At 40.4% G+C, this 14286-nt stretch carries 13 protein-coding genes; 8 read left to right on the forward strand and 5 right to left on the reverse strand.

Going from position 1 to position 14286, the window contains the following annotated elements; translation table 11 throughout:
- Window positions 1-101 precede the first annotated feature (101 nt).
- On the reverse strand, window positions 102-1946 hold the full coding sequence (locus RMA94_RS03400; protein ID WP_311081861.1) for a monovalent cation:proton antiporter-2 (CPA2) family protein: 1845 nt from the start codon (window positions 1944-1946) through the stop codon (window positions 102-104).
- Window positions 1947-2022: 76 nt separating this feature from the next.
- The gene (locus tag RMA94_RS03405; protein ID WP_311081863.1) at window positions 2023-4251 is read right to left on the reverse strand and encodes a primosomal protein N'; all 2229 of its coding nucleotides are present in this window, start codon (window positions 4249-4251) and stop codon (window positions 2023-2025) included.
- Between the two features lie 148 nt (window positions 4252-4399).
- On the opposite strand from RMA94_RS03405, the gene gspF reads away from it, so the two are divergent.
- From gspF to RMA94_RS03425, 4 genes are all read left to right on the forward strand, one after another.
- On the forward strand, window positions 4400-5605 hold the full coding sequence (gspF, locus tag RMA94_RS03410) for a type II secretion system inner membrane protein GspF (RefSeq protein ID WP_005065941.1): 1206 nt from the start codon (window positions 4400-4402) through the stop codon (window positions 5603-5605).
- Window positions 5606-5628: 23 nt separating this feature from the next.
- Window positions 5629-6213, forward strand: coding sequence for a type II secretion system major pseudopilin GspG (gene gspG, locus RMA94_RS03415; protein ID WP_005079288.1), 585 nt, complete (start codon window positions 5629-5631; stop codon window positions 6211-6213).
- A gap of 267 nt (window positions 6214-6480) precedes the next feature.
- Window positions 6481-6825, forward strand: a complete 345-nt coding sequence (locus RMA94_RS03420) for a hypothetical protein (RefSeq protein ID WP_199113740.1) — start codon at window positions 6481-6483, stop codon at window positions 6823-6825.
- Window positions 6826-6970: 145 nt separating this feature from the next.
- Window positions 6971-7309 (forward strand): tRNA-binding protein, encoded by a 339-nt coding sequence (locus RMA94_RS03425; protein ID WP_005079284.1) that lies wholly within the window; start codon window positions 6971-6973, stop codon window positions 7307-7309.
- Between the two features lies 1 nt (window position 7310).
- Here RMA94_RS03425 and lnt read toward each other — a convergent pair whose 3' ends face one another.
- Together lnt and RMA94_RS03435 are read right to left on the reverse strand one after the other, a co-directional pair.
- A complete protein-coding gene (gene lnt / locus RMA94_RS03430) occupies window positions 7311-8870 on the reverse strand; it encodes an apolipoprotein N-acyltransferase (protein ID WP_068930422.1) in 1560 nt (519 codons plus the stop codon).
- Window positions 8867-9706, reverse strand: a complete 840-nt coding sequence (locus tag RMA94_RS03435; RefSeq protein ID WP_002114976.1) for an HlyC/CorC family transporter — start codon at window positions 9704-9706, stop codon at window positions 8867-8869. The genes lnt and RMA94_RS03435 overlap by 4 nt, the downstream gene beginning before the upstream one ends.
- A gap of 184 nt (window positions 9707-9890) precedes the next feature.
- Between RMA94_RS03435 and tusA the strand changes: the two genes are divergently transcribed.
- On the forward strand, window positions 9891-10148 hold the full coding sequence (gene tusA / locus RMA94_RS03440; protein ID WP_002053527.1) for a sulfurtransferase TusA: 258 nt from the start codon (window positions 9891-9893) through the stop codon (window positions 10146-10148).
- A gap of 132 nt (window positions 10149-10280) precedes the next feature.
- Window positions 10281-10661 carry a hypothetical protein gene (locus RMA94_RS03445; RefSeq protein WP_311079717.1) on the forward strand — a complete coding sequence of 127 codons (381 nt, stop codon included), beginning with the start codon at window positions 10281-10283 and terminating at the stop codon, window positions 10659-10661.
- A gap of 86 nt (window positions 10662-10747) precedes the next feature.
- Here RMA94_RS03445 and RMA94_RS03450 read toward each other — a convergent pair whose 3' ends face one another.
- Window positions 10748-12460 carry an electron transfer flavoprotein-ubiquinone oxidoreductase gene (locus RMA94_RS03450; protein ID WP_061874200.1) on the reverse strand — a complete coding sequence of 571 codons (1713 nt, stop codon included), beginning with the start codon at window positions 12458-12460 and terminating at the stop codon, window positions 10748-10750.
- Between the two features lie 187 nt (window positions 12461-12647).
- Here RMA94_RS03450 and RMA94_RS03455 point away from each other — a divergent pair, with 187 nt between their 5' ends.
- Entirely contained in the window at window positions 12648-13259 is a 612-nt protein-coding gene (locus RMA94_RS03455; RefSeq protein ID WP_002114653.1) for a DUF1285 domain-containing protein, read from the forward strand.
- Window positions 13260-13305: 46 nt separating this feature from the next.
- A complete protein-coding gene (gene murI, locus RMA94_RS03460) occupies window positions 13306-14172 on the forward strand; it encodes a glutamate racemase (RefSeq protein ID WP_311081867.1) in 867 nt (288 codons plus the stop codon).
- The last annotated feature ends 114 nt before the right edge of the window (window positions 14173-14286 follow it).

Here is a 14286-nt window from a genome sequence, read left to right on the forward strand (position 1 = left end):
GCGAAGCCGCAAGCCGGACAGGGGGCAGCTTTGTGCCCATTGTCCAATTATTTAGGCAATGTGAATAAGTCCTTAATATAGCCATTTTCTGAAATCTCAAGTTATTCTAGATGATCTCTTGTAATGTCGATGCGATTTGGTTGTAAATGACGCTTTAAATTAACATCATGTTTTGATGTAGCCTGTTGCTGCGCATCACTTTCAAACAAATGTTCAAGCTCGGCTAAGGCATTACGATGTGTTTCAAAGATCTTCTGTTCGTCTGTATAAATACTTTGCTGCTGTATGAGCAATTTCTCATCATAATCCCGAAAGATTTCGATATTGTTATAGGCTTGTTCATCAGAGATACCGAGTTCTCGCAAAGCGCGGTAAGCCATACCTAATGAAGATAGATACGTTTCACGCCAAATGTATTCAACACCTAAATCTCTTAAAAGATGGACATGGTGACGGTCGCGAGCACGAGCCAACAGCGTTAAGTTTGGATAATTTAATCTAAGATGACGTGCGACATTCATAGAGTCTTCAACATCATCGATTGCTAAAATAAATACTTTGGCTTTTTCAATACCAGCAGAACGCAGTAAATCGGGCTGGGTCACATCGCCATAATAGAGCTTACCGCCGTATCGGCGAACAAAGTCCACTTGATGAAGATTGTTGTCGATTGCAGTAAAGCCTAAATGTTGTAGGCGAGCAATACGCGCGATGATTTGTCCAAACCGACCAAAGCCGGCAATGATAATCGGGTTATCCTGCTGAGGAATTTCATCATACTCGGGAGGACGTTCTTTATTAAACAGAGGAATGACCTGAGTTGCCATGATCCAGTAAATTACTGGTGTAAGTACCATCGACAACGTCACGATCAGAGTCACGGGTTCTAATATAGCTTGAGTTAAAACCTTCTCACTTTTGGCAAGACTCAAAATTACAAAAGCAAATTCTCCGCCTTGTGCCAAGCAAGTACCTAAAAGCAAGCTGTTATTCCAACTGTATTTTTTATAGCGGGCAATAGCGGTCAATATCAGCGTTTTGATGAGTAATAAACTGACTGCACCACCAATAATAAGCAAAGGCATTTCAATGAGCAGTGACAGCTGTGTGGTCATGCCAACGGTCATAAAGAATAAGCCAAGCAATAAACCTTTAAATGGTGCAATACTCGCTTCAACTTCGTGGCGAAATTCTGAATCTGCTAATAATACACCTGTGAGGAATGCACCTAATGTGGTGCTAATTCCTAAAGTGTCCATAAGCAAGACAACAGCAAGAATAATAAATAATCCTACTGCTGTAATAAGTTCAGTCGCTCCACTTTTGGCAACAAAGCGGAAGAATGGACGCATCACATAGCGACTAAACAGAAATAGACCAGTAAAGGTTGCAATGATAGCCGCAAAATAAGCTACCCCATGATGGGTTGATTCTGTTCCTGCCAATAATGGAATAATGGCAAGTAAAGGAATAGCCGCTATATCTTGGAAAAGTAAAATGGAAAAAGACTGCTGACCATAAGTCGTATTGAGTTGCTGCTTTTCGGTCAGAAGTTGTAATACAAAAGCGGTGGAAGACAGCGCAAGGGCAAAACCAATGACAAAGCTGACAGAAAGCTGCTGTTGAAACAGTAATAGTACGATCAGCATAAGAATAGCCCCACTAATGAGGACTTGCAGACTTCCCATTACAAAAATAGAGTTACGCATTTCCCATAAACGTTGTGGGCGCAACTCTAAACCAATCAGGAACATTAATAAGATAACGCCAAATTCGGCAAGTTCCATAATCGCTTCAGGGTCATGTGCAATATTTAAAACACTAGGGCCCAGAAGTATTCCTGTAAATAAATAGCCTAAAACTGTTGCTATCCCTAGGCGTTTGCCAAGAGGGACTAAAATCAGAGAAGCTCCAAGAAAAATTGTTGCTTGCAGTAAGAATGACATTCATTGCCTCGAATGTATTAGTCTCTTTTAAGTGTAAAGCCAAAAAGGCTTCTTCACACTATGATATTCAAGCCATCTAATTAAATTCTTGCGGATCAACATCAATTGAGAGTCGAAGTTGATGCTGCCTTGATGCATGAACCAATTGTGACCACCATTGTCTTAAGTAAAAATGGAGGCGAGCACGGTCAGCAGATAAAATCACCATGTGGGCGCGGTAGCGTCCAGCTTTACGCTCCATAGGGGCTGGAATTGGCCCCCAAATATCAACAATTTCACCCGCAATTTGGCGTAAATGTTCTGCCGCTTCATTTAAAAATTGCAAGGTATAGTCACGATCTTTGGATTCCGCACGTATCAGTACTGCATAACGGTAAGGCGGCAGTAATGCGACTTTACGTTCCGCAAGAGTTTGTTTGGCAACCGCCCGATAATCTTTTTCGATGAGCGTGGTCAGTAAAGGGTGATCTGGTCTTAGGGTTTGTAAATAAACATGGCCTTTATGTTCACCACGGCCTGCACGACCCGCGACTTGTACAATTAACTGTGCAGTACGTTCTGGCGCACGAATGTCTACGCTGAGTAACCCAGCATCAATATCTAAAATAGCAACCAAAGTCACGTGTGGGAAATGGTGACCTTTTGCCAACATTTGAGTACCAAGCAAAATTGTTGGTTTGTTTTGATGAATCCGATCATAGATTTTTTGCCAGCTACCGACACGACTGGTGCTGTCACGGTCAACCCGAATCACATCATAGTCTGGAAATAGTTCTTGTAAGTGCTCTTCAACCTTAGCTGTTCCAGCACCTAGGGTTTTTAGGCTTTTTTGCTGACATTCAGGGCAGTGATCGGGTAAGCGATGAACAGTACCGCAGTGGTGGCAGTGTAAATAAGAATAAGGCTGAGTGTGCAACGTAAAATGTGCATCACAATGTGGACAATTTGCTTGCCACCCACAACTTTCACAGACCAGTACAGGTGCATAGCCACGACGGTTTAAAAAGATTAAAACCTGTTCTTTTCTTGCTAACGTATGCTTGATTTGCTCAATAAGAGGTTGGCTAATTCCATGTTGCTTTTTGACAATTTTAAGGTCAATCAAATGCATTTTAGGCAAAAGCGCATGGCCTGCACGTTGGTTAAGTTGCAGTGAAGTTAATTTACCAGTTTCGACCAAATAATAACTATCGATGCTCGGTGTTGCTGAACCTAAAATAACTGGACAGTTTTGTAAGTGACCTCGGTACAGTGCGACATCACGTGCATGGTAACGGAAACCTTCTTGCTGTTTATAAGAGAGGTCATGTTCTTCATCTAGAATGATTAAGCCCAAACGTGGCAGTGGCGTATAGATGGCTGAGCGGGTTCCTAAAATAATAGATGCTTTGCCAGTCTGAGCCTGTTGCCATGCTTGTAAGCGTTTGGAGTCATTTAAGCCTGAGTGCAATAGAGCAATATCACAGTTAAAACGAGACTTAAAACGAGAAATCGTTTGAGGGGTTAGACCAATTTCTGGGACTAATACCAGTACTTGCTTACCTTGCTTGAGCACTTCGTGCATGATGTGCAGATAAACTTCAGTTTTACCACTTCCTGTTAAACCATCTAACAAAAAAGCTTGGTATTGATGCTGTGCGTTTACGACGTGCTGAGTTGCTTTCTTTTGGTCTTCATTGAGTGTAAGTGGCATTTGTGCCAATTGAACAGGTGATGGGCTAAAGTCGTGCGGTTCAAGCGTACAGTCGACTAGTCCCTTCTTTTGAAGTGCTTTAAGCGTAGCCGTTTCTACACCACTTAAATTAAGAATATTCTCTGTAGTTCCGGCAGGGTGTAACTTTAAAATTTGATACGCATCTTGTTGTTTAACAGAGCGTTTAAGAAGTGCTTCAACATTATCACATGGTGTGATTTTCCAAAGATGGAACAAAACATCCATTGGTTTGCCTTGACGCAATAATGCAGGTAGGGCAGTTTGCATGACCTCACCAATTGGAAATTGGTAATATTGCGCGGACCATGTCAATAAACTTAAAACTTGTTCATCTAAAATTGGTTCTTCATCTAAAAGGTCAGAAATGGCTTTAAGCTGAAAGGTGCCTGTAAATGATTCACTTGGATCAACTTTTTCAGTAATGATGCCAATCAGGTTTTGGCGCCCAAATGAAATAGCGACGCGTGAGCCTACATGAGCCCGTTCATATTGTGCTTGGGTGAGTGTATAGTCAAAAGTGTCGTACAGATGTACAGGTACGGCTACACGCACACGATGAACAACTGAATCAGGCTTTGGCGTTATGGTCATAGAGGCTCATTTCGTCAATTTTAAAAAACGGCATAGCGTCGTGAAGAGGACTTGGGTATTCTACACAGGCTATAGAACGAATATGAATGATTGCGTAGCATAGATGCAACAGCAGCGACTATTATTTTTGGAAAATTAGAACATTACCATGCCTGCATATCAATTTACTGCCATTGATGCTTCAGGGAAGCAGCAAAAAGGAGTGCTTGAAGGAGATTCAGCACGCCAGATTCGCCAACAATTACGCGATAAAGCATGGACTCCCATTAGTGTCGACCCTGTTGAACAAAAAGATAAACATCAGAGTCAGGGATTATTCCAAAAAAAGTTCAGCGCTTACGATTTGGCGCTCATGACTAGACAACTTTCGGTCTTGGTTGCCGCTGCTATTCCACTTGAAGAAGCTTTGCGCGCCGTGAGTAGGCAAAGTGAAAAAACACATGTGCAAAATCTTTTATTATCTGTGCGTTCTCGAGTCTTAGAAGGGCATTCACTCGCACAAGGTATGCAGCAGTCTGGACGTTTCCCTGACCTTTATATTGCAACGGTGGCTGCTGGCGAGCGTTCTGGGCATTTAGATCTCATTTTAGATCAGCTTTCGGATTACACCGAAAACCGCTTTGCCATGCAAAAGAAAGTTCAGGGCGCCATGATTTATCCAATTATTTTAATGCTAATGTCTTTTGGTATTGTGATGGGTTTAATGACTTATGTTGTGCCAGAGATTGTAAAAACTTTTGATCAAAATAAAGATGCTTTACCGTGGATTACAGTCGCTTTAATGAAAGCGAGTGATTTTATTCGCCACGCGTGGGTGTTTATTATTCTTTTTGCAGTGGTGGGGGTTATCGCATTCGTTCGGTTTTTAAAAACCACTGCTGGACATTATGCTTTTGATCGATTAACACTCAAATTGCCATTATTCGGTAAACTGTCACGTGGTATTAATGCTGCACGATTTGCCAGTACCTTATCTATTTTGACCCGTTCAGGTGTCCCTTTGGTCGATGCCTTAAAAATTGGTGCAGCAGTGACCAATAACTGGGTTATTCGCGACTCAATTGCTCATGCGGCTGAGCGAGTGACAGAGGGGGGTAACTTAGGTACGCAACTGGAGCGCAGTGGTTATTTCCCACCAATGATGGTACAAATGATTCGAAGTGGAGAGGCATCAGGCGAGCTTGACAGGATGTTAGAACGAGCATCGACCATGCAAGACCGTGAGGTGACGACATTTATTTCAACCTTACTGGCATTACTTGAACCGCTTATGCTGGTTTTAATGGCAAGCATTGTACTGGTTATTGTAATCGCGGTTATGCTGCCAATCGTAAATATGAACAATATGATTTAATAACTTTGATATTAGAGATAATGATGAAAGTAAAAAATATTCAAAGCGAAACAGCGATGGAACAACATAGTGAATCTGCGGTTTCAAATCAGTTTGAGCCAACGTGCCATTCCGAGCATTGCTCTCTATCAGATGTTTGCTCCTCAAGCACAGCTTTCGGACTTGCGGCACGTTCGAGCGGTGCTCGAATGAAGCGTGCCTCAGGCTTTACCCTCATTGAAGTCATGGTCGTGATTGTAATTTTAGGTGTGTTAGCAGCTTTAATCGTACCAAATGTCATGGGGCGTAGTGAAAAAGCTAAAATTGATACGACTCAAATTGCATTAAAGGGTGTGGCGGGTGCTTTAGATCAGTACAAGCTAGATAATGGCCATTTCCCAACCATGCAAGAAGGTGGGTTAGATGCTTTGGTTAACCAGCCTGCTACAGCGAAAAACTGGATGCCAGGTGGTTATGTAAAAGGTGGTTATCCTAAAGACAGCTGGAAAAATGATATTCAATATGTCATTCCTGGGGCAGACGGGCGAGCTTTTGATTTGTACTCATTTGGAGCAGATGGCAAAGAAGGTGGTGAAGGTAATGATGCAGATATTTATTACCAACCTTAATTAAAATGTAATGGAGATTATCAATTCAGTTAAACAGTTAAAATGATAAATACGAATTGATAATCTCTCTCAATCAGAAAAATATAATAAATAATTGAAAATTATAAACTAAAATTAATATTGATATTTGAGATTTATAATAAGAATTATTCCCATATTTAATAGTTACAAGAAAGTTAAAATATAGAGAAAAATAAGCTATATATTTAAATGAAAGCTTTGCATAATAAATAAAAAGCACTTTATTCAATTAAAAGGAGAGATTAAATGAAAGCATTTCTCATAGTAGATGAACTGACTCAGTTTCATTGGGTAATGCTCAAGTCTGTCCTATTGATTTTGGGTTTATTGCCGATTGCTGAAGTTTCATTAAAGTTATGGCTGAGTACAGAGGGAAGTAGCCAAATCATGATTGGTTTCTTCGCATTAAGTATTGTGAGCGCATGGTTAATGGTGAGCTTCTTTACAGCATTAAAAGCGAGTGTCTGGAAAGCTAAACAATTATCTACTCAATATGAGCAATTTCTTTTTAAAGCTTACCGTTATGTACCTATGGTCTTTTTATCGAGTTTAGTTGCTTATTTATCTCTGCAACTATCGATTGCTTTTTAATAATATTTTAAAACCAAATTTTTAGATAAAACGTAGATTAAACATCTACGTTTTATTTTTTAACTGGACTTAAAAACAGGGTGTTTCTTCATTTGTACATATTATATGCTTCAAATCAGCAATTTAAGAAAACGAGAAATATGAAATGGAACAAATCGATTGGAATGATTTTTTAAAAGTAGAGCTTCGCGTTGGTAAAATTATTCAAGCTGAGGTTTTTGAAAAGGCGCGTAAACCTGCTTATATTTTGCATGTAGATTTTGGTGAAGAATTGGGTGTGCGTAAATCAAGTGCACAAATTACCAAGCTCTATCAACCACAAGATTTGGTGGGTAAATTAGTCGTTGCTGTAGTAAATTTCCCTAAAAAACAAATAGGGCCTATTCAGTCAGAATGTTTGGTGACAGGATTTCATAATGCAGATGGTGATGTCGCACTTTGTATCCCAGAGTTTGAAGTGCCTCTGGGTACAAAGTTATTATGATTTAGCGACGAGATTTAAAAGAAACGTCAACTTTACGCGGACGATAAACCCAACCTAAAATCAGCAGTAAGACCGCAAATCCTAAAATTGGATAATCACCTAAACGGTTATAAAGAGTTTGACCTTGCATAGCAGGTAAATCACCTCTCAAGACAAACTCTTTATCGATTGGTGCTTGTTCAGTGATATGACCATTTTGATCAATAAACGCTGTTACACCTGTGTTGGTTGCACGAATAAACCAGCGGCCATTTTCTTTCGCCCGCATCTGCACCATTTGTAAATGTTGCCAAGGCCCAGCAGTACCCGTAAACCAAGCATCATTCGATACAGTCACCAAGAAGTCGCTATCTTCTGCATTACGTCTTGTCAGGTTTGGGTAAGCCACTTCATAACAAATTGCAGCAGCAAGTGCATGCCCTTTAATTAAGAGGGGCTTCTGGTCACTCTCACCACGTGTAAAACCGCTCATGCTGATATCATTTTGCATGGCTGGTAACACCCAAGAGAGTAAACCTGAAAGAGGGATGTATTCACCAAATGGAACAAGACGCTGCTTTTTATAGAGTCCACTTGAATCACTGCCAGAAGCCATAATACTGTTGTAATACAGTGGGCTACCAACTTGATGTGATTTCGCAACATCCCAGTAGGGAATTCCGGTTACCCAAGCTGTATGGTTCTTTTTCGCTTGTGCATCCATTGCATCCAAAAACGGTTCAATGTCGGTTTGGAAGAGCGGAATTGAAGACTCAGGCCATACAATCAGGTCACGGCCCCATTCAGATTGTGTCAAGCCAGCATAAATTTCTAATGTTCTAACTTGATATTCAGTCAGCCATTTTAAATCTTGTGGAATATTACCTTGAATGAGTGAAACGCTAAGTGGTTTAGCAGTTTTAGGTTTTACAAACTGTATATATGATGCTCCCCATGCACCCAAAACCAATAGGGCAGAAGGGATAACCCAAAAAATACGTTTACGAAGAACTTCGACTAAGGCACATGCTAATACAATGACGACGAAGGAAATTGCATAAATACCAAATAGCGGTGCATAACCATCGAGTAAGCGTTCAGTAAAAGCGTAACCTACAAATAACCATGGGAAACCTGTAAATACCCAAGTTTTTGCCCATTCGAAAACAATCCAAAGTGGGGCAAAAGTAAGTGGTGTTTCAGGGAAGAATCGTCGGTAAACCCATGTCTGAAATGCCGTAAATAGACCCATCACAAGGGCCATAATAGCAATCATACATACGCTTAGAAACGCATTGGTATCGCCATATACATGGATGGAAGTGTAGAGCCAGAAAGCGCCTACAAACCATAAGCCAAAGCCATAGCTCCAACCAATCGCAAAGGCTTGTTTAGCTGAGCGCTTATGTAATGTTGCATAGAGTAGGGCTGGAGATAAAATTGCCAACCACCACCAATAATAAGGTGCCAGTGAAAAACTGAACACGGCACCTGAAAATAAAGCAATGAGTAAAGGAAAAATTAAAGGAAGCTGTTTTTGTTGTTGCGAAGAATCTAACAGCTTTTCAAAGTATGCTCTCATTGACGTACAGCTCGAATCAGATGAATAGTGCGGGCATCTGCTTCAACGATTGTAAATAACCAATTTCCAAGCTCAACAGTTTGACCTTGTAAATCACTTACCAGACCAATCTCTTGAAGCAATAAACCGCCGACAGTTTCTACTTCATCGTCAGAAAAATCAGCATCTAAAACAGTATTGAAATGTTCGATTGGTGTAAGTGCTTGCACCATCCACGCATTTGCTACCGTATGGTCATTGTCAGGAACAATGTACTGAGCATCTTCATCGACCGTGTCGTGCTCATCTTCAATTTCGCCAACGATCTCTTCAAGAATATCTTCGAGCGTAACAAGACCGGCTGTTGAGCCATATTCATCAATCACAATCGCAATGTGAGTCTGAGTATGTTTCAACATGCGTAGAACCTGATCGGAACGCGCACTTTCTGGAACAAATAACGGTTGACGCATAAGAACTCGAATATCAACTTTGGTATTCGGTTCAGTTAGAAACGGCAACAAATCTTTTGCGAGCAAAATCCCGACAACATTGTCTGGCTGATCGGCAGAGAAGACTGGAAAGCGTGAGTGAGCAGACTCAACCAGTACATCAAGAATATCAAGTAATTGATCATCTTCTTGTAAACTGATCATTGCTGTTCGTGGCGTCATGACTTCACGAATTTTTGTAGCTGGAAGGTCAAGAACGCCTTCAAGCATAGCAACAGTATCTGGTTCTAAAAAGCGGCGTGAATTTTGGACTAATTTTAATAATTCATCACGGGTTTCTGGCGCTGTACCTAACCATTTTCGTAAGCCTCGCATTCCCCACGACGGACTTGGTTCCTCTTGCATGATCTTTCCTAAAGACTCAATGTATCAAATGAATACACAGATCATACCGAAGAAAAGATGCTTATGCATCTATAAAACAAGCTAAAAGACAAAACGTATATTGTTATGTAAAAGCCAGTTACAGTTAACAGCTCAGTAATTTGTTTATGCTAAAATGTGAAAATTCTATTTGTTCGAGTTTGTTATGTCAGAGCAACCCATTTCACCTACTGTACAACTCAATACGCGTGGTTTACGTTGTCCGGAACCTGTCATGATGTTGCATCAAGCCATCCGCAAATCTAAGTCTGGGGATGTGGTTGAAGTCTTCGCAACAGATAATTCGACCTCGTGGGATATTCCTAAGTTTTGTATGCATTTAGGACATGAGTTGTTGTTGCAAGAAGAACGCTTAGATGAAAATGGTCATAAAGAATTTCATTACTTAGTGAAGAAAGGTTAATAGAATAATAAGGCTTCTAATAAAGATGATTAGAAGCCATGAGTAATTCAACTTTAATTTGAAATGATAATTTTTTACAAATAAGAATCGTTATATAATTTATAAAATTAAGTATATAAATGACGTATAAAAATGAATGATTATTTTGTGAAAAGAAGCTTATTAATCTGTCTTTGGTTTTTTACTATTGCTGGTTTATTACATTTAGAGATCTCTTGGCTGTCTGAAACTGTTGCTATCATTATTAAATCTATTCTTATTATTTTAGGTTCAATTCTACTCGGTTATAGAAATACATATTTTGCTCCTGAACCAAAGATAAAGATGAGTTTGATCTTGCATACAAGGTTTCTCGGGCTGATGTTAATTCTTGATTTATTATTTGGTAAATCGGTTTGGTACTACGATTTAGCGCGGAACTTTGGTTTTCTTGGCTTATTTTTATTAGGCACATTTATTTTCTATAAAAAGAATTTTAATTTAAACGTAGCAAAAATACCGCCTTTTCAATAAGTGAATACTAATAAAAAAGCCCCGAATAATCGGGGCTTTTTTATTACATATTAGGATATGAGCCGCGGCTAAAGCGGCGCAAGGAATTACATGTTAGGGTAATTCGGACCACCGCCGCCTTCAGGCGTTACCCACGTAATGTTTTGAGATGGGTCTTTAATATCACAGGTCTTACAGTGAACACAGTTCGCTGCGTTAATCTGAAAGCGTTTAGAACCATCATCATTTTCCATGATTTCGTAAACACCAGCAGGGCAATAGCGCTGTGCAGGCTCATCCCATTTCGGTAAGTTCACATTCACTGGAATTGAAGGATCAGTAAGCTTCAAGTGAGCTGGCTGGTTTTCTTCATGTACAGTGTTTGAGATAAATACTGAAGATAAACGGTCAAATGTAAGTTTGCCATCCGGTTTTGGATAGTTTGGCTTAAAGCTTGTTGCATCAACAGTTTTCAATGCAGCAAAGTCTTGCTTCAAGTCATGTAAAGTGAATGGCACTTTAAAGACATTCTGGTCGATAAAGTTAAATGCACCACCCATCCATTGACCAAATTTATGCATCGCTGGGCCAAAGTTACGAGAGTTATAAAGCTCTTCTTTTAACCAGCTGTTGTTAAATTTGTCAGTGTATGAAGTCAATTCTTTAACGAATAAATCTTCGCCTTCAGTAACACGTGCAATCGCAAGATCACCGCCTTTTTCTACACCCGCAGCAATCGCTTCAAATACAGCTTCACCACATAACATGCCTGATTTCATGGCAGTGTGTGAGCCTTTGATTTTTGCAAAGTTTAAGAAACCTGCATCATCACCAATCAAGCAACCGCCCGGGAAAGTTAATTTAGGAAGAGAGTTGAAACCGCCTTTCACTACCGCACGTGCGCCGTAAGAAATACGTTTACCACCTTCTAAATACTGTTTAATCAGTGGGTGAGTTTTCCAGCGCTGCATTTCCATAAATGGATACATGTGTGGATTTTCATAAGACAAGTCCACGATCATGCCCAAAGTCACTTGGTTGTTTTCAGCGTGGTATAACCACCAGCCACCTGAAGAAGCTGTTTCAGCTAAAGGCCAACCTGCACCGTGCATAACTAAGCCCGGTTTATGTTTTGCTGGGTCAATTTCCCAAAGCTCTTTAATCCCGATACCGTAGTGCTGAGGATCAGCATCTTTATCAAGGTTGTATTTCGCAATTAGGCGTTTACCTAAGTGACCACGGCAACCTTCAGCGAAGAGGGTGTATTTAGCGTGAAGCTCATAGCCTGGAGTAAAGTTATGCGTTGGTTCGCCATCTTTACCAACACCCATGTCGCCAGTTTGAATACCTTTTACAGTACCATCTTCATGATAAAGCACTTCAGATGCAGCAAAGCCAGGGAAGATAGAAACTTCTAGCTCTTCAGCTTTTTGACCTAACCAGCGAACCACGTTACCTAAAGAGATCACGTAGTTACCGTCGTTGTGCATGGTTTTAGGAACCATCCAGTGAGGAACTTCTTTTGAGGTGGTGTCTGAAAGTAAGAAGAATGTTTTGTCTTCAGTTACAGGGACATTAAGAGGGGCGCCTTCATCTTTCCAGTTCGGGAAAAGTTCATTGATGGCACGTGGCTCAAGCACAGCACCAGACAAGATATGCGCACCTACTTCAGAGCCTTTTTCAACTACACAAACAGAAAGATCGGGTAAGTTTTTTTCAATCGCTAATTGACGGATCTTAATCGCAGCAGATAGACCTGCAGGTCCTGCACCTACGATGACAACGTCAAACTCCATCGATTCACGTTCGATGTGTTCCATGTAGGACTCCTCAATACTTAAAGGTGGCAACCGTCATATTCAGATAATTCGGTGCTGCCGTGAGTGTTTTAATCCATAGGCGCAAATATGCTATTGTGCCTTTTATCGTTTGGGCTAGTATAGTTTTAAACCATGATCTAGCCAATTGGCTGAGTCGTAACATTTTTTCGTCAGCAAGGCATAAACTATGGTAAATCAAAATAATTCACCATCGGATATGGGAAAAATACCGTTATCTGATGATAAAAACTTAATGAACATTGCACAATACTTAAAAGGTGTACAGCAAAGTCACAAAAGGTCAATTCCACCTTTAGAGCAGTGGCATCCAAAGCATTGCGGCAAAATGGATTTGACGGTGAAATCCAATGGAGAATGGTGGCACGAAGGTCAATTAATCAAGCGCCAAGCTCTATTAGATCTGTTTACCAAAGTCCTATGGAAAGAAGAAGGCAAATTCTACCTGAAAACCCCTGTAGAACAAATTGAAATCGAAGTTGAAGATGAACCTTTATTAGTCAATCAGGCAGATCAGGTCGAAATTTCAGGTGAGCAATTTTTACAACTGACTACCACCAACCAAGATGTAATTTTGGTTGATGCAGAACATCCTATTTTTATGCGTGAATATGCAGGAGAGTTGCGTCCTTACGTGCATGTCCGTTTTGGAATTAATGCGCTGATTCAACGTCAGGCTTTCTATCATTTGGTGAACTATGGAACACTAATTGAAAACGATAAAGGTGAAACCATTTTAGAGCTAAAAAGTGGTAATTTGCTCTTGCAATTAGGCACTTGAGGTTTAAGCTTTAGGGAGTGAAATTTTCTGACACTTCAGTACAGCTATGACCGCCATACAACCTTTATTTTCCGAGTTAGAACCTATGCCTAAAGCATCAGCAGATGCTCCAATTGGTATTTTTGATTCGGGAATTGGAGGGATGTCAGTTGCAGCAGAAATTGCCAAATATTTACCAAATGAACGTATTGTGTATTATGCCGATACTGCCTACGTGCCTTATGGTCCACGTTCTGATGAAGAAATTAGGGAACTGACTGCACGTGCTGTTGATTGGCTATATCGTCAAGGTTGTAAAATTGCAGTCGTAGCCTGTAATACGGCTTCCGCATTTAGCCTTGATCATTTGCGTGAGCATTATGGTGAACACTTTCCAATTGTAGGGTTGGTTCCAGCATTAAAACCTGCTGTATTACAGACTCGCTCTAAAGTGGTTGCTGTGTTGGCCACACCTGCTACTTTTCGCGGCCAACTCATTAAAGATGTTGTCAAGAAGTTTGCTGTTCCGGCTGGCGTTAAGGTGATGACTTTAACTAGCCTTGAACTTGTTCCCTGTGTAGAGGCAGGTCAGCAAATGGGTGAGGCATGTTTAAAGGCATTAAAAGAAGTTTTACAGCCCGCCGCTGAGCAAGGTGCCGACTATTTAGTGCTCGGTTGCACGCATTATCCTTTCTTAAATCAAGCAATTCATCATCTTTTTGATAACCAATTCACACTGGTTGACTCTGGATTGGCAGTTGCCCGACAAACAGCCCGTATTTTAATAAAAAATGAGTTATTATGTGACCAAATAGGTCAGAATGTTGCACGTATTGAATGTTATGTCAGCGGTAATAATGCTGAGGCACTGCAACCTGTTTTACAACATATGATTCCACAAGAGTTAACTTGGACACTTCATAATCTGAACTGATCTTTTAGCATCATTTAGAAACTAGTGTTTTTTAGATTTATTATTTTATTTGGGGCGGTTCATGATCTTGGCTGATATTAAGTCACGGACAGATCATGGGGCGAAAGGGTATTG

Origin of the sequence: Acinetobacter sp. V115_6, assembly GCF_031799025.1 — a bacterium.
Taxonomy (GTDB): domain Bacteria; phylum Pseudomonadota; class Gammaproteobacteria; order Pseudomonadales; family Moraxellaceae; genus Acinetobacter; species Acinetobacter pittii.